General features: G+C 37.5%; 19 protein-coding genes and 1 tRNA gene. 5 read left to right on the top strand and 15 right to left on the bottom strand.

From position 1 onward, the window contains the following. The first annotated feature begins 10 nt into the window (after nucleotides 1–10). The 3 genes from LKO28_RS09930 to LKO28_RS09920 all read left to right on the top strand — a co-directional run bounded on the left by LKO28_RS09930 (nucleotide 11) and on the right by LKO28_RS09920 (nucleotide 2,724). Nucleotides 11–769, top strand: a complete 759-nt coding sequence (locus LKO28_RS09930; RefSeq protein ID WP_227694649.1) for a hypothetical protein — start codon at nucleotides 11–13, stop codon at nucleotides 767–769. Between the two features lie 6 nt (nucleotides 770–775). Beyond that, on the top strand, nucleotides 776–1,783 hold the full coding sequence (locus LKO28_RS09925) for a DUF3078 domain-containing protein (RefSeq protein ID WP_227694648.1): 1,008 nt from the start codon (nucleotides 776–778) through the stop codon (nucleotides 1,781–1,783). Nucleotides 1,784–1,914: 131 nt separating this feature from the next. Next, nucleotides 1,915–2,724 carry an N-acetylmuramoyl-L-alanine amidase gene (locus LKO28_RS09920; protein WP_227694647.1) on the top strand — a complete coding sequence of 270 codons (810 nt, stop codon included), beginning with the start codon at nucleotides 1,915–1,917 and terminating at the stop codon, nucleotides 2,722–2,724. Here the strand turns inward: LKO28_RS09920 and LKO28_RS09915 are convergent. The 6 genes from LKO28_RS09915 to LKO28_RS09890 all read right to left on the bottom strand — a co-directional run bounded on the left by LKO28_RS09915 (nucleotide 2,704) and on the right by LKO28_RS09890 (nucleotide 8,738). After that, entirely contained in the window at nucleotides 2,704–4,401 is a 1,698-nt protein-coding gene (locus LKO28_RS09915; RefSeq protein ID WP_227694646.1) for a sodium:solute symporter, read from the bottom strand. The two genes, LKO28_RS09920 and LKO28_RS09915, sit on opposite strands and share 21 nt — an antisense overlap. A gap of 105 nt (nucleotides 4,402–4,506) precedes the next feature. Next, the gene (locus LKO28_RS09910) at nucleotides 4,507–4,704 is read right to left on the bottom strand and encodes a hypothetical protein (protein WP_227694645.1); all 198 of its coding nucleotides are present in this window, start codon (nucleotides 4,702–4,704) and stop codon (nucleotides 4,507–4,509) included. Between the two features lie 15 nt (nucleotides 4,705–4,719). After that, nucleotides 4,720–7,158, bottom strand: coding sequence for a PIG-L family deacetylase (locus LKO28_RS09905; protein ID WP_227694644.1), 2,439 nt, complete (start codon nucleotides 7,156–7,158; stop codon nucleotides 4,720–4,722). Nucleotides 7,159–7,489: 331 nt separating this feature from the next. After that, a complete protein-coding gene (locus LKO28_RS09900; RefSeq protein WP_190312845.1) occupies nucleotides 7,490–7,747 on the bottom strand; it encodes a DUF6952 family protein in 258 nt (85 codons plus the stop codon). Further along, nucleotides 7,728–8,042, bottom strand: a complete 315-nt coding sequence (locus LKO28_RS09895; RefSeq protein ID WP_227694643.1) for a thioredoxin family protein — start codon at nucleotides 8,040–8,042, stop codon at nucleotides 7,728–7,730. The genes LKO28_RS09900 and LKO28_RS09895 overlap by 20 nt, the downstream gene beginning before the upstream one ends. 63 nt (nucleotides 8,043–8,105) lie before the next feature. Beyond that, entirely contained in the window at nucleotides 8,106–8,738 is a 633-nt protein-coding gene (locus tag LKO28_RS09890) for a peroxiredoxin (RefSeq protein ID WP_227694642.1), read from the bottom strand. Nucleotides 8,739–8,914: 176 nt separating this feature from the next. Here LKO28_RS09890 and LKO28_RS09885 point away from each other — a divergent pair. Next, a tRNA-Arg gene (locus LKO28_RS09885) sits at nucleotides 8,915–8,986 on the top strand. 161 nt (nucleotides 8,987–9,147) lie between these two features. Here LKO28_RS09885 and LKO28_RS09880 read toward each other — a convergent pair. From LKO28_RS09880 to LKO28_RS09870, 3 genes are all read right to left on the bottom strand, one after another. Further along, entirely contained in the window at nucleotides 9,148–10,122 is a 975-nt protein-coding gene (locus tag LKO28_RS09880) for a DUF4238 domain-containing protein (protein ID WP_227694641.1), read from the bottom strand. 25 nt (nucleotides 10,123–10,147) lie between these two features. After that, nucleotides 10,148–11,143 (bottom strand): agmatine deiminase family protein, encoded by a 996-nt coding sequence (locus LKO28_RS09875; protein WP_227694640.1) that lies wholly within the window; start codon nucleotides 11,141–11,143, stop codon nucleotides 10,148–10,150. A 64-nt stretch (nucleotides 11,144–11,207) separates the two neighbouring features. Next, on the bottom strand, nucleotides 11,208–11,888 hold the full coding sequence (locus LKO28_RS09870; RefSeq protein ID WP_227694639.1) for a hypothetical protein: 681 nt from the start codon (nucleotides 11,886–11,888) through the stop codon (nucleotides 11,208–11,210). Between the two features lie 78 nt (nucleotides 11,889–11,966). On the opposite strand from LKO28_RS09870, the gene LKO28_RS15590 reads away from it, so the two are divergent. Next, the gene (locus tag LKO28_RS15590; protein WP_227694638.1) at nucleotides 11,967–12,203 is read left to right on the top strand and encodes a helix-turn-helix domain-containing protein; all 237 of its coding nucleotides are present in this window, start codon (nucleotides 11,967–11,969) and stop codon (nucleotides 12,201–12,203) included. Here LKO28_RS15590 and LKO28_RS09860 read toward each other — a convergent pair. From LKO28_RS09860 to LKO28_RS09835, 6 genes are all read right to left on the bottom strand, one after another. Beyond that, a complete protein-coding gene (locus LKO28_RS09860; RefSeq protein ID WP_227694932.1) occupies nucleotides 12,156–12,320 on the bottom strand; it encodes a hypothetical protein in 165 nt (54 codons plus the stop codon). The genes LKO28_RS15590 and LKO28_RS09860 overlap by 48 nt on opposite strands. Nucleotides 12,321–12,376: 56 nt before the next feature. Further along, nucleotides 12,377–12,793, bottom strand: coding sequence for a hypothetical protein (locus LKO28_RS09855; RefSeq protein ID WP_227694637.1), 417 nt, complete (start codon nucleotides 12,791–12,793; stop codon nucleotides 12,377–12,379). Then, the gene (locus LKO28_RS09850; RefSeq protein WP_227694636.1) at nucleotides 12,765–13,670 is read right to left on the bottom strand and encodes a hypothetical protein; all 906 of its coding nucleotides are present in this window, start codon (nucleotides 13,668–13,670) and stop codon (nucleotides 12,765–12,767) included. The genes LKO28_RS09855 and LKO28_RS09850 overlap by 29 nt, the downstream gene beginning before the upstream one ends. Before the next feature lie 4 nt (nucleotides 13,671–13,674). Beyond that, entirely contained in the window at nucleotides 13,675–13,986 is a 312-nt protein-coding gene (locus LKO28_RS09845) for a helix-turn-helix domain-containing protein (protein ID WP_227694635.1), read from the bottom strand. Between the two features lie 68 nt (nucleotides 13,987–14,054). Continuing rightward, nucleotides 14,055–15,287, bottom strand: a complete 1,233-nt coding sequence (locus LKO28_RS09840) for a site-specific integrase (RefSeq protein ID WP_227694634.1) — start codon at nucleotides 15,285–15,287, stop codon at nucleotides 14,055–14,057. Between the two features lie 234 nt (nucleotides 15,288–15,521). After that, nucleotides 15,522–16,217, bottom strand: coding sequence for a hypothetical protein (locus tag LKO28_RS09835; RefSeq protein WP_227694633.1), 696 nt, complete (start codon nucleotides 16,215–16,217; stop codon nucleotides 15,522–15,524). Nucleotides 16,218–16,631 lie beyond the last annotated feature (414 nt).

Below are 16,631 nucleotides of genomic sequence, written 5' to 3'. Positions count from 1 at the left end.
GTTTTATAGTGTGGAATCCCTAAAGTATATTGTCTTATTTTATCTCTTATATATCCCGATTATTACCGTAGGACAGGGTAAGAAGGTACAAGGTATTGTTTTTGATCAAGGAACCCAACAGCGTGTGGGGAAGGTGTTTTTAAAAAATGACAATACAAGAGAAAACACATTCAATAATGCTCGTGGAGAATTTGAAATAAGCGTTTCTCTAGGAGATCTGATTATTACATCCAAAGAAGGTTACCTAACCGATACTGTAAAATATACCGGTCAACAGGTGTTTATGATCTATTTAGAACGCACTTCCATATATATACCCGAGGTGCGGGTGGTAGCCCGCCGCTCGCCAGAAGAAATTTTGCAGCAACGTCGGGAAGAATTTAATAAAGCCTATAAACTCGCAGATCCCGGCTCAATATTTAGTGTAGGCCCTACCGGAGCGGGACTCAGCATTGGGTCAATCTATAATATGTTAAGCCGAGAAGGAAAAAATGCCCGGCGTCTGACACGTTTTATTCAACGGGAATATGAAGAAGATGTGATTGATTCCAAATTTACGCGCGATCTCGTCCGTAATATTACGGGTTTAACTGGCGAGCATCTTACTATTTTTATGGGGAATTATCGACCTACATATTATTTTGTCACCGTCGCCACACCTTATGAGCTAGCAACATATATCCGGAGCAAGTATGAAATATTTAAATTAAATCCTAACTTGCGCTTTTTACCGAAGTTACCAGAAATTGAATTAGAAGTAGAAAAATAAAACGCCATGTTTAAGAGCATAAACTTCCTGTTTGTTATTTTATTACTCGTTGTGAGCCAGCAGGGTATGGCCCAAATCGATCTAAAAGCATTAAGGGCAAAGCCGGATACAAATATTGTAGAAAAGCCGCAATCCCCCGTTACTCATCTCCAAGAATTACCGGTACCGATTCCACAATTAGATTTAGAAATTAATTATTGGAAACATTGGACCAAGTTTGGTATAAATATGAACCAAGCCTCCTTCAGTGAAAACTGGAATGCAGGAGGGGTCAATTCTATCGCGGTGGGGTTACTGGGATGGCATAAGTCAGAATACAACAAAAACAACTTTCAGTACACCACTGAAATCGATTTGCGCTACGGTAAAATTCGAACTTCCAACAAGGATGTGAGGCAACTTGCGAAAAAGAATAACGACCGGATTTTCTGGGATCATAAAATCGCGCATAAACTCTCGAAAAGTTGGGCCCTTTATTTTTCTGTGACATTTGAATCCCAGTTTGATGCCGGTTATAAATACGGCAGAGATCCGGAAACGAACGATGAGATTATTACAGATACTGTTTCCGCCTTTATGGCACCAGGATACTTTACGGAATCATTCGGTTTGGAGTACAAGCCCGACAATACCTTCTCGCTTCGGTTAGGTACTGGTACCGCACGGCAAACCTTATTGTTAGATAATCGTATTGCCGAGCCGGTAGACGGGAAAGAAGTATACGGCGTAGAACCCGGTAAAAAATTTAGAAACGATCTGGCTTTTCAGATCACGGCAAATTTAGATAGAAACCTTTCTAAAAACTTAAATATTAAAGCGCGGTACAATATGTTTGCCGACTATAAAGAAATCAGTGATCCCGACCACCGTTTGGACGCAACCCTGACCGCTAAAGTGACTAATCTGGTCAACGTCTCTTTAAGCGGTATCATGGTATATAACTCCGCAGAAGATACAAAAGTGCAATACAGCCAAGCTTTGGCATTAGGTTTGACTTATACCCTACCAAGATAGGTTTATCGTATTTGTTGCTAAAGGAGGTGGTGTTGCGATTGAGAAGTTTTTGTTATGTCTTTTTTGTTTTGGGGTTATTGGTCTCTTGTAGCACCAAGAAACCCCGGGTGTTATACCATAATAACGCCACCGTGGTACGTTTAGATACCGCTCAGGTTGCGCTAGACTCCCTGAAACAGCTTCCCTCGTTGGCAGTGGCTGTTGCCGAAACGCATACCATGGCTCTGCCCGTCACCCTCACGACGGAGGATAAGGTACGGATGCTGATGCGGGAGGGTATCCATAAAAATGCAGATTGGTCAGAAGCGGCACATTTTGATATCCGGAAGCCGAATTTCGTTATTATTCACCACACGGCGCAACATAGCCTAGCACAGACCGTAAGGACATTCCAATTGGCGCATACTAAAGTCTCTGCACATTACGTTATCGGTAAAGATGGGCAGGTCGTGCAGATGTTGAACGATTACCTACGCTCATGGCACGCCGGACGATCCAAATGGGGAAATGTAACCGATATGAATTCGGTATCCTTGGGCATAGAATTAGATAATAACGGACGCGAACCCTTCCCCGAAGTTCAAATTAATGCGCTACTAATCTTACTGGACTCCTTAAAAACCAAATATCAGATACCATTCACTAATTTTTTAGGACATGCGGACGTAGCGCCAGCGCGCAAGAACGATCCAAGTGTGTTTTTCCCCTGGAAGCTACTAGCTGAAAAGGGTTTCGGCGTATGGTATGATGAAAGCAACCTTGTCGCTCCTCCAGACAACTTCAACTATATCGATGCACTTCGGATAATAGGATATGACGTTAGTAATTTAAGTAAGGCAATTGTCGCTTTTAAACGCAAATTTATCGTGACTGATCTAGGTGATACGCTGACGGATTATGATAAACGCGTGTTATATAATCTATATCGACGATACTTTTGATTTAAGCAGCGATTGTAAGATCAGCCCAAAGACGATTACACAGACGCAGCCTACCAAGTTTAGCCATAGATACGCCATGATGTCGGCTTTCCAAATGCTGAAAACGACCACTTCCGAAAGCAAGGCCGCCCAGAAAACCGCCTTTCCACCGATACGTTTTACATAAAAAGCCACTAAAAATATCCCCAAAATAGTGCCATAAAAGAGAGACCCTAGAATGTTTACCGCTTCCAAAAGGTTCCCTAATTGACTGGCGTATAACGCGACGATGAGCGTAATAATTCCCCACAGCAGGGTGAATAGTCGGGAAGCATAGAGGTATCCCCTATCCGACCCCTTTTTGTTGATAAAGCGTTTATAAATATCCACTACGGTCGTTGATGATAACGAATTAATCGCACTGGCCGTAGCGCCCATTGATGCCAGGAATATAATCGCAATTAACAGGCCGATAAGCCCTTTAGGAAAAGTGCTGGTTACGAAAGAAAGGAAAATATAATTGTTGTCGTTGAGTTCGGTGGTCGGATCATTCTTTATTAACAAGGACTCCAGTTCTTTGCGAAGCGCCTGATCCTGTTGATTCGTATATTGCAGCGCCTGACGGGAAGCATCGATCACGGGCTTATCTTCCGTTTTTATCGCGCCGACAAGCTTTTCTACCCATTGCGTTTTTTCTTCACTAAGGGCTTCGTGCCGTTGCATGATGGCCGTGTATTCCTGGCTATAAATACTGTTTTCAATCTTTGCAACTTCCACATTATTGAAGAATAAAGGTGGCGTATGGAACTGATAGTAGGCAAAGACCAAGATACCAATCAATAGAATACAGAACTGCATCGGAACCTTCAACAGGCCGTTCATCAGGAGACCTAGCCGGGAATCGCGGATGGATGATCCGGTCAAATATCGACCTACTTGGCTTTGGTCGGTGCCGAAATAGGAAAGCTGCAGGAAGAATCCCCCTATCAGCCCTGTCCAGACCGTATATTGGTTATCCAAGTCGAAGCTCCAATCGATAGCGTTTGTCTTACCCGATTTTCCCGCTATGTGCAAGGCTTCTGTAAGACCAATCTCCGCAGGCAAAAAACGTACAACCATAACCCCCGCAGCTAACAATGCGGTAAAAATAATACCCATCTGTAGTAGTTGCGAATAAGATACAGCCTTTGTTCCTCCCCAAACCGTGTAAAAGATAACCATCGTCCCGATAATCAGGGTCGTATAGGTCACGTCGAGGTGCAATATGCTGGAGAGGATGATGGAAGGCGCAAATATGGTAATACCGGTAGATAAACCGCGTTGGATCAAAAAAAGCAAAGCAGTCAGCATCCGCGTATTCACGTCGAAACGCTTTTCTAGAAACTCATATGCGGTATATACCCGTAAACGGTGGAAGATAGGTACAAAGGTGATACAGAGAACGATCATAGCCAATGGCAAGCCGAAATAGAATTGCACGAAACTCATTCCGGAAGAGTAAGCCAGACCGGGAGCGGATAAAAAAGTGATGGCGCTAGCTTGGGTTGCCATCACGGACAAGCCTACATTGTACCACGGCAACTCACGGTCACCGACGATGTAACCATCGATATTTTTGATTCCCCTGCTTTTATAAGTGCCGTAAACAACGATAAGCAGGAGTGTAAAAAAGAGTACTATCCAATCAATAGTACTCATGAATAATGTTTAGTGAATCCATACATGAGCAAAATGCACAGAAGAAGCCATATACAAACGAGTATATAGAACTGTCGCCAGCTCTTTACAAATGGAGGAAGCCCCTTATCTGTCACTTGGTTTATGTGGAAGGAATACGCTAATGAAAAATATAGCGAAAATTAAGCCAATAACCAGTCCCGAGATAAAACCTAGAAATGTTCCACAAGTAACGATGGAGATTAAGCCGCCAAATACGGTGCCGAGCAATAAGATGATGCCTTTTACGTTTAGGTTTTCGTTGTTTTCTATTTGATTTTCCATTATACGATATTGTTTCTATTTTTCTTTTGCTAACAAATTTACAAATAATCTGTTAGCTCCGGGAACTCCAGCAGGCAATTGTCTGAAAAAAGATAAGGAAGTATACACTAATTTACCTTTTCCCATACTATAAATGAGCAAAGCGCCCTTATGTTGCTGTTCGTTTTCGTCTGCCATATACAAAGGAGTGCGATAGCCCGGATCGATCTCTTCGGCAAAGTAAAGGCCTCTTTCTTGCACCCAATGGTCAAAGTCATCAGCCGTAATCTTGTTCGGATAATTCAAAACTGGGTCTGTAGGGTCACTGAAAGTGACCTTTGCATCCTCCTCGGTTACCCGTGTTCGGCTAACGGAAAAAGGAGCGGGTTTGGGTGTAAAGTGTTCTTCTTGTAATCTCGAATGCACGTTGTATTGCATCAAAACCACCCCGCCTTCGCGTATGTAATCATATAGTAAGGGTAATTTTTCTCCAATCGAGGTCTGCATATTAAAGGCCCTAATGCCAAATATAATCGCATCATATTCCCCCAGTATTTCCGAAGTTATTCCGGCTACAGGAAGTATATCGACCGCTGTTCCTATATTTCGTAACGCTTCCGGTACGAGGTCCCCCGCCCCCATGATATAACCGACCCGTTTTACCGGATTGTCTAACACGATGGGGTTTAACGTTATTTCTGCCGGAGGAAACCATGCTTGTCGGGCGATGTGTTCATAATTGATTTCCCGAATCTGTTTCAGTTTTTTGCCGTCTACCGCAAAACTTAACGTTGCCGGTCCCAAAGCACCGTTATGTGTTATTTCGATCGTCCTGGACAACACATCCTGACCTTCCTCGAAAGATAAATTAATGATCTCCGGAGTTACTTTCCAACCTTGCGAAGAAACACGAAGAGCGACTGGTATTTCCCGGTCGGTTTCGCCATGTCTTCGAAAGGTTACACGGAGGCTTTTTTGTTCGGTTGGTTGAAGTAACAGGTTGTTTCCCGTTAAGGAAACCGTAAGAACCGGGCTTACTTGTAGATATTCATGTACCTCGCCTCTCACAGGATCGACATAGCGGTACTGAATCGGCGTATGTACATCCACGGGAACATCGGCAATCCTTAGTTGTATCCGAGCAGCCGGTAAATCGGGGTTTAATGGATGACCGACATGCTGCGGTTCGACCTCAAACTTGCCGGCTGTAGGCGGCTTAACTAACCAGTAAGGTTGCGTAACGGCGGTAGACGGGAGTATCTGCTCAAAGGTGTTTTTTAGGTTAAAGGGTAAGTTTTGGGCAATTTGATTGCCATTAATACTAGAAAGTTCCACGTGGACACCTGGATTTCGAACGATAATCTCCGTTTGAAAAGCAATCGGACTTTCCTCCGTTGTGCGTAATTGAGGCGTTATGCTTTCCACTTTTATACCCGCGCAAGCCAACAGAATATTCTCGATCTCTTGACCCTTTCTTTCCCTCCAGTAATTGTCTTCTATTTTTTGGACGTCCTGCCATAGCACCGCTAGTTGGGGAATAGATCGTTGCGGTTCTTCCGGGACGAAAGATGCCAAAAGTTGCTGAATACGCTCTTGAATGCCGGCACCTCCCGGAATGCGATTCCAAGAGAGATCAATATCATCAAAAAGATCTTCGTAGGCCTCCGGGCCCAACACATTTTCGAACGTCTCTAACGAAACACCATTACTGCTTGCAGAACCAAATCCTTGACTTTTATGTTGCGATCGGCTGATGGCCGATAGCTCACCATATGATTTGCCTAATAAAGGGTTGTATTGGCCTATATCGATACGTAGACGGTTTACATCGTCGCCCCGTAAGGGCATGAAGCTCGCCGTGTTCCAGAGGAGTCGTTTAGGTTGCCAAGGCGCTAATTCCGTCAATTGTTCGGGATACATTTTTGGATCACCGGCCGCTACGAAGGCCTCGTGTGCCAAGATGGCGGAAGCCTGATGATGACCGTGTCCACCCCGCTCATCAGGTGGAAAACGCGTGATGATGATATCTGGCCGTAGCTTTCGGATGAGCCATACCACCTCTTTTAGCAATTCTTGTTTCTGCCAAAATTTAAAGGTTTCTGCAGCGGTTTTTGAAAAGCCGAAATCAAATGCCGAGGAAAAATACTGCTCTCCCCCATCTACTTTTCTGGCTTGCAAGAGCTCCTGCGTACGAATCAACCCTAATTCAATACCTTGCTCCGTTCCGATTAAGTTTTGTCCCCCGTCGCCTCGTGTTAAGGAGAGGTAGGCCGTTCGAACTTTCCGTTCAGAAGCCAGATAGGCGATCAATTTCGTGTTCTCATCGTCCGGATGTGCGGCCAAATAAAGCGCGGAACCTAAAACGTTTAGCCGTTCCATTTGTAGTTGTATGCTTGCCGAATGGGTGGATTGAGCAAAAGACAGGTGAGTCGCGGCAAGAAGCGCGATAAGAATGCCGAAATAATATCGTCTCATGACCTCTAAAATAGGAAATATTTAAAGAACCTATAGGAAGAATACGAAATTATATAGAATTGAGGGTGCCTGCTTAAAATGGATGGGAAGTAAGTCTATAAAAAAATAAAAGGAATCAGATAATTTCTGATTCCTTTTACCAACAATTAAAACCTTTGTCTAAAACTTCCAATTCACCAAGCAAATTTCACAACAGACGGGAATAGGTGATAGTTTTAAATTAGTAACCTTATATAGTACAAGTAAAAGTAGGATTAATAAATAGGAAAGGACCCGTTTCGGGGCAAAAACTTTTCCACATCCCGGAAGTTATAAACAGCCGATGAAGCGTTTATTTATCGATGGAACCCAGAACACGCTGCATAAAGCCGTTCAATGCTTCTTTTTTCGGTGTGCCCTCTTTAATAAGCTTATCCACTTCTACGGCACCATACATATTGGAAATTAATTCGCCGATAACGTCGAGCTCTTCATCTTTGAGCGAGGGAACCTCGGTTAATGCTTCTAACGTTTCGATGGTCTCCAATACGAAGTCTGCATCATTTTGTTCGATAAACTCTATGAGATGTTTAATTACTGGTAACTTCATTTAATAAATCGATTAATCCGTCAATTTTGTTTGTCTGTACCTGGTTTACTAGCTTCCCTCCTTTATATGCAGCGAAAGTAGGTAAATTATTTACGTTTGCTAGTTTTCGAGATTCCGGAAATTTTTCCGCATCGACTACTATAAACGCCACGCTGTCGTTTTCAGAAGCTAATTTTTTGAATTTCGGTTTCATGATACGGCAGTTACCACACCAAGAAGCCGAGAATTGTACCATTACCGTATCATTATTCTCTACAAGTTCTTGTAGAGCATCTTTTTCTAATTCTTGTAACATAAATTTTTGATTTTTGAGAAAGGAGAGGGAATCCTCTCCTTTTGGTTTTTGGATAACGTGTTACTAGTTTGCAGATAGGTATGTAGCAACACCCTCGCGCGTAGCGTTCATAGCATCTTTGCCTTCTTCCCAGTTTGCAGGACACACTTCACCATGTTTTTGTACGTGTGTATATGCGTCGATCAAACGAATATACTCTTTTACGTTACGTCCTAATGGCATATCGTTTACAGACTCATGGAATACTTTGCCTGTCTCATCGATAAGGTATGTCGCACGATAGGAAACTGCAGAACCTTCTACGAGCGTACCGTATTCAGGATGTTCTACTTCCTTCATTTCTAAAATACCTAATACACTCGATAGGTTGCGGTTTGTATCAGCAATAAGCGGATACTCTACTCCTTCGATACCACCGTTATCTTTTGCTGTGTTTAACCAAGCAAAATGAACCTCTGCAGAATCACAAGAAGCACCGACTACAATTGTATTTCTTTTTGCAAACTCTTCCGCAAGTTCTTGGAAAGCGTGCAATTCAGTTGGACACACGAAAGTAAAATCCTTCGGATACCAAAACAACAATACTTTTTTGTTTTCTGCTTTTGCTTTTTCGAAAATGTTAAGCGTAAAGTTGTCCCCTAAATAATCAATCGCATCAACCGCAATACTTGGAAAATTTTTACCTGTAAAACTCATAATTAATATATATTTTTTCTTTTTTCTTGTGTTACAAAAGTACGTTTTTTATTGTCAAAAATGCATCACAAATCTTTATACGTTATCGCCAAAATCTATATTTAAATCGACTTATTTATAATAAATGGTTATATAATAAATAAATGAAAAAAAGTATTTTTGTAGGCATAAATGTAGGCCCCGTAGTTCAACGGATAGAATAGATGTTTCCTAAACATTTGATAGCAGTTCGATTCTGCTCGGGGCTACAATTTTTAACGAAAATCACCGAAATCTTAAAGATAAAGGCGATTTTGATTTTTTCTCATACAAGATCCCATACAATTTTGATTTTATAGTGTCTAAGAGATTTTAAAGAATAAGGATTTCGAGGTCTTTTTTCAGTAGGACAAGATTTCCGAAACTGTTTTCAATTAAAATCAAAGAACAAATTTAATTCCATCATTTTTTCTAATTTTTGTTCCTTTAAAAATTTATAAGTTTTTATCGCATCTTGGAGAGTCTTTTTATTTGAACATCCTATTAGTTTTGATGATCGATCAATTATCAATGCATTAAATATTGATGTATCTTCATAATAGAAACTTTTTTTTCTACTTACATCTCTTAGATAAAGTTTAGATTTTGATATTGGGAGAATCAATGGAGAGTTAAACAAATCATATGGCTGCCCGTGATTATTGAAGAAAATTAGAGGCATATCTCCTATACAAATTTGATCCATCTCAAAATTTATAAGTTGTATTTTAGTTATTTTGTTAGGATCCATTTTAAAGAATTCTTCTATATATGACGTAAAAAGCTTTGTTCTAAACAGCTGCTTAAATCCTGGCATTTCTTTTATTTCCTTTCTGTGCTCATTTAGGCTCTCGTTTACGAAGTTTATCTCGCTTTCATGGAAGATCTCGTCAAATAAATTGTCATTATTTTTGTTTCTTAAATAAAGGTCTAAAACAAAGATATTCATATATGCTATTATTTCGTTTGAAGTTTTTTCATCAATTTTTTCTACTCCAGACCGTAATAATTTAATCAGATGTTTTAAATTGTTGTCAAAAAAACAATATACTTCTTCAAATAAAGATATATAAACGTTATCTCCTAAATCTATGCTATTTCTATTCTCCTCAAAAAATATCCCACTGCTTCCTGATTTTTTATTTCTGATGATGTCTTTCTGTTTATCATAAATAAATAGTTCATTTTCAGAATCTGCAAATCCATTTATATAATATCTAGGAATAAAATGATGCTTTTTAGAACTCTTTTTTATTTCTTCCTGAATATCTATTTTTATTGTTTTAGATTCTTGATTTTTTATGTCATTCAGTTGCCGAATCATACGTTCACTGAATTTTTTGAAGTCCAAAAGTTCTTTCTCCATCTCGTAATTTAGAATATTTAATACACTAATATACAAAACTCAAGCAATGCAATGAGCCACCAAATTGTGACAAGACATCACAATTAACAGTTTCGACCTTAACCCCCCCTTGTTCATACTTCTCTTTGTTCACTTTATTATAAAAATCAGTCTCTTTTCTCGTTGGCAGTGTATATTGCGGAAGAATAACTGTATCGTTCAGAATGATGTTGTTGACATAGATCCCACTTGACACACTAAAACACCCACTTCTTTTTTTCTTTTTACATTCACATCTGATACTTTGGTCGACAGGTCTATCATAGACCCTAAATGTGTCCAGCCCTATCTGTGCAGCTTTTGTCGATATTGAATCGAGATACATATTGTCATCCTTTAAAAATGGCATATTTGGATAGATGCTTATTCCTAATTTGTTATTGGAGATGAAAGACGCATATCCGTCTATATGACCAATTACATCCTCTTTTTGTCTTTCGATAATTATCGGCTCTATACCTAAATTATCCTTAATCATCTGTTCTATATAGAATCTTGAAAACGAGGGGTTATCCTCGACAATCTTTGAAGTCATTAAGCCATACCTATCATTATTAATCAGATTCCCTCCATCCCAGATTAAAGGAATATCAATGATTTCTTTTTTGACCAATGCATTTATTACATCTTTGGACAGTTCATTTATTTTCTTAAAGTACTTCCATCGAAATCGATAATCACAGTACATTGGAAAATAAATAGGCTTTATCAATTTGTTGTCATTGATAAAGCCCATACAATCCCGTAGCCAAATTTCATCCCAATCTTTTAAGAGAAGAGGTTGAATAACCCTGTCATCACCTATCGTTTCAAAAAGACTATCCAAATCCTTTTCATTGGACATTATCAACTGTACATTGATGTCTTTTGGAATTTTGCTTATCAATTCTTCAATGACTGGAGTGGCTTTCTTAAAGTCATTTCTAAATGATTTGGGGTAAGCCAAAATGATATTTTCGACCTGTCTAAAATCACAATTCATACAAAAATAGTTTTATCCTAATTTTGCAAACGTAAACAGGAGATTTTCGAAGTCAAAATCTCCCTTATTCTATCTTTGCTACTTTTTTAGAATTAGAAGCAGCTATTGCTGCCCACATAATGCATATAAACCAATAGAATATAAAGAAGACTAATGTACCAGATGTTAGCAGTACCTTTAGTGCTGCGTTATCAGAATCATGCGACGACACAATTCCCATAATTAATAATACAGGCAATATTATCATTATCAGAGCACCATTTATAGTTGAATAGAACATCCCAAGTGGCCCGAAAAGAGCTGCCAAGATTATTGCCCCTCCAACACTCTTTGACCTATATATAAATGTTGTGTTCTGTGGCAGAGGATTTTCAGTCTGTTGTTGTAATTCAGTTTTTTTCTCTTTCCCATATATCGCTTTTAATAATAATCCTAGTACTATCAGGCTGATTATTAGTGCTATTATACCTGCGTAACTTCTTTTCTCATTATATTTAGCGTTGATTTCTTCAACTCCGTGACTGCTGATATATCCCTTAATCCTACCCTCCTCTATATATGACCAATCGTTGTCATATTTTCTTAGGTTTTTAATTTCATATCCTTTCGTCAAGTACCCTATTTCTTTCTGAAAATCAGGACCCGCATAAATTTTCACCTTTTCTTGGATTACTTTATAGTCCTGTCCTAAGAGTGTATTACCCAAAAGTATGATACTAATTACTGCCAAAATTGCTTTTTTCATTATCTAAGTCAATTATTTCTTCAAAAATAACGCATATATGCGTTTATACAAAATATAAATATCTCCCATTTTGCCTATGTGATAAACATCAAGAACATAGAACTTAACACAGCATTCGGTGAACACCTTAGACAACTCCGAACAGCTAGGAAATTATCACAGGAAGAACTCGCCAATTATGCCAACGTTCCCATCTCGCAAATAGGTAGAATAGAACGAGGAGAGGGGAACCCTACCCTTAGCACACTCTTTAGTCTTTCGCAAGCTCTAAATATAGGCCTCAAAGACCTTATCGACTTTAAACATCCCATATAAAGATTGTACCATACTTTCTTGTGCGCCGTATACCGAAGAATTTTTTGCGGACGCAAGATCTACCGAGCTGAAAGGAATTCTGCCGTATGTAGCTTCTATAAAAGTATAGGTTCTCATAGTTCGCTTATCATAATTATATAAAAATAAAGGCTGCCGAAGCAGCCTTGTAGCAATTAATTATTTTGATTTTTTAACATTTCTAAATAATCTCCAACTATTATTAGTAGGCGCACTCTATATTCCAAAAGCGTATTTAGGTTCAAGTCCAATTTTTGTTTTAACTTTTCAAGAAAATACAGCTTTAAACTCGTTTCATGGTTCTCCGGTGCTTTATCTATCACCTCGATAAATTCACTAAAATGGTTGCTCAATATCCAATCCAGAACTTCGAAAATATCTTCACTGAAGGACTGAAAATTATTTGAAGGTATTTCAACTACATTTTGTTTTCTTATTAAATTCTTCATTTTTTCTATTTTTAAATTATTATTTGTTTCTTCATTAAATACATCATTTGATTCTCGTTTCACCCATCCGTATGAACGGTGAAATCGGTATTCCTTACCTCGATAGTATATCCAATTTCTCATGTATCCTCCTTTCGATTATATTATGTAAGTCGTCCTCTGATTCACTGATTTCAGTGTATATACCTTTTGATTCCTTCATAAGTGCATTAAATTCCGATTTGCTGAGATGCCTAGCCAAATCTTGTTTTAATGTCTTATTGCCAAAGATGTGTATATTGAGTATTTGATGCACGTCTAGGGTATTATTTAGCAATAAAGGAGACTTTTTGATATTTCTGTACACTTCGATCATATAATCGCTTAATTTTTTCCAATTATAATCTTCTAACAGCGTCTCAAGTGTAACCTCTCTTTCACCCAAAACAGTTCTCAATTTTCGTATCTGCTTAAAAACAAGCTCATAACGGAGTATGTTCAATCCCGATAATTCACTAGCTTTGCCTTTGTCATAAAATTTTAGGTCATAGTCCGAAAGGTATGATTTGCGCATGATTGGCTTGCCTTTTCTAGGTTCACAAGTCGTGAATTCGTTGATAGAATTGTGAACTTGATAAGCCATGTATCTCTCAATGATAGAGAAAGGTGCGATAGGTGCTTTAACATTAAGCCCAAATTCAAATACTGCTGAAATCTTAAAGTCAGAAATATCCCGATCTATATAGACTACTGATAGGATTTCTGCAACGCATCTTGCGTCTGATAAAGTAAAATCACTCATATTATTGCAACTGCTATCTCCATCTATTGAGTTGAAATATTTATGTAGTGAATTCTTGATTCTGAGGATGTTGCTATTTGGGTAGTATATGAGCTTCAAGTTGTAGTGATAAAAAACAATAATTTCCCTATCGAGATTAATTGTTAAGCCTAAGCGTACAATCAGTTTCTCGAACTCCAAATTCGAGAAACCTTCAATATATGCGTTTGTATAGTCCATTATCCTAAGCTCCTTTCTTGATAGCATTCAGCACCTCGCTCTTTGAGAACAACAATCTCCTGCCACATTTGGAATACGGGATACTTTTGTCCTTAATCCTCTTTGTCAATGTAGTCTGCGATATTTTCAGGAGTTGGCACACTCCCAATCGGCATAGTATTTCATCATCTTCGGCTACATCCCTTGCTTCCTGTTTAGATTCCTGAAGCTTTTGATTAAACATTTGAAAGAAAACTTCAACCAAATTTTCAATTGATACGGTAATTTCTAATGTAACCTCCTGGGGTTTACGATTAGTGATGTTTGTTTTTGACATAATTTTTATTTGTTATTTCTATTATATTTATTTTAATAACTATTAATTAATATTATATTCAAATTTTTTTATATATCGAATTTTTCCAATAGCTGTGCCTTTTGGAAACTGGGTTCTATTTTATTGTATCTCGCAAATGACGATATGCTTTTGTGATTACTGAGCGACCTAATGAGTTCAGAGTCCATTCCTTGATTAAATAGATGAGAGATAAATGATTTACGTCCAATATGCGTCGTAAGAACTTCGTAAAGCTTGCGTGGGAATTCTCTACGTTCAGGCCCATAATATTTAACTTTAACGACGTCTCTATTGAGGTTCGCCAGTTTGCCTAGTTCTTTTAAATGTCCATTCATTTTCTGGTTAGATATAAAAGGAAGGAGTTTATCGCTATTGTTAGATTTATATTTTTCTATAATCTCCAATGCTGATGGATGAAGAGGGACACTAACAGGTGTTTTTGTTTTTACTGAAGTATAATTTAAAGAATCGTAACAAACATTATTCTTTTTTAGGTTAGCTGCATCCGAATACCTTAGAGCTGTAAAACATAGGAATAAAAAACAATCTCTTACTTGATCCAAATATTTGTTTTTGGATAAATCTAAATTCTTAATGGATAATATTTCGTCTTTCTTCAGAGCTACTATTTCCGGTTCTTTTGCTGAAAAACTAAAAGTTTTATAAACCATGTTTTTATTATACGCACGTTGACTACAATAGTTAAGAAATTGTTTCAATGTCTGTGTGTATTTAGCAATAGTCACATTAGAATGATTCATCTTAATCATCAAAAATTCGACGTATTTTTGATAGAACTCTGTATCAATGAAATCGAAATCAATTGCTATTCTATTAGTTGTTGAGAATCTTTTTAGGAGATCATAAGAGGTTCTATGCTTCTTAAGGGTGTTTTTAGCGCATTTTAACTTTACATTGTTGATGTACTCCTCGTAATACTCCCAAAAATTCTTTTTGTTACTTGTTTTGACTTGATTTAATACATTACGAATGTAAGCTGTAGTCACATCTACATTGTTTATTTTTGCATCCAAATAAACCTTTTCAATTTCTGATACCTTTTTTTGAATGACGGCGTTCAATTCCATGCTATTAATAACAGATGATTTAATTCTATGATTTTTTTGATCCCAGTTCTTTCTATCAATGGAGATCCCTGTTTGAATCCAAAGTCGCTTTCCACTGAAAGTAAAATCAATTAATATGGGAACATTGTTTTCTCTAACTAGACCCGTTTTGGAATCCTTTCTTTGCTCTAGTTTTGCGGTTGCTTTTGCCATTTTTTGTTATTAAAATTGTTTAAAAATTATATTATATTAATATATAAATATTTATATATCAGGTGTTTACAATTTTAATAACCTTGTATGGGATCTCCAAATTCTTTTTGAAAATTCTACTATATTTTTATATATAGAAAACAAAAAATAATGTATAAAATATAGGTTAAAATAGGTGTGACAAGAAAATGTGGAGGATTAATATTGTGTCGGACAACAATGTTGGGAATAATTTCAAAAATCAAAATGCAACTTATGTTTTAAGCTGATTTTTAAAGATTTTTGCCATAATTCACTTTTGATGATAGAAGTCATTATGTCAATGGCATAGCTTTCTGTAAAAAGATGATTTAAAATATTTGAGATAAAAATGTCAAAGCTTGAAACCTCTCTTAGGAAAGGGCCGTATGTCATTCCGCTATTCTTCAAATAGTTGCTTTCAATTTTATATCCTAAATTATATATTTCATCAAAAATAAATGCGGGATTGAATATATTTATTATAAAACATGAATGCAAATAAAGCTCTTTTAATAGCTTTTTGTCTAAAGGATACCAAAAAAATGGTGGTAATCCAGGCGAATTTTTTTCGTTGAAGTCTTTATCATACAATAGGTTTCCTATAATAATACCATTATTATTAGTGCTTTCTTTTATTATACCTGAAACTTCTTTAAGAATACCTTCACTTGCGTCTTTTATTGGATTTTTCTCACGATCAGTTCTTTCAAGAATTTTTTTTGCAAAAGACTTTTTAGAAATCCGAGTACAACATATCAATAGTCCAGAACTAATTTTTTTATAGGTTGTTTTGTTTATTTTAGTCTGAATAAATTGATCATTTAAATCTTTAATATAAGTGGTGTTTACTATATCCACGTTATCTTCAGGCAGTGACTCTTCTTTAGTAAGAAATTTTGCAATCTCCAAAACCTGTCTCTTTCGTTTGTCCTTCTCATAATGTGGCTTATCTTTATTAGGGAAATTGTCAGTGTTCTGATATGAGTTTCTTTCAAGGATTGTGAGCTGTAGTTCTAGACTTTTATCATCAGTTTTCTTTGTTTTAAGCTCTCCGATCCATTCGACTCTGAATTTCTTTAAATCAACAAAAGAGAAGTCCCCATATCTTAAACAGTTTGTTATTCCATGATATAATGTAAACTTTCCATCGACATGTTTAACATTTCTGATAAATTCTAACTCTCCCCTAATACCTATATCGGCATGTCGGCTTCCCGAAATTAAGACTGTGTAATTTTACAAAATTCTCTTCAAATTAACCTAAATCTAAATACCCTAACACGCCTGTTTATCGCCTTCAAAATTGGATAGAGCAGCATATTC

This window comes from Sphingobacterium sp. FBM7-1 (assembly GCF_020687765.1).
Classification (GTDB): Bacteria; Bacteroidota; Bacteroidia; order Sphingobacteriales; family Sphingobacteriaceae; genus Sphingobacterium.
The sequence above is the reverse complement of the archived record's forward strand: the minus strand, read 5'-3'. Positions and strand labels throughout refer to the sequence as shown.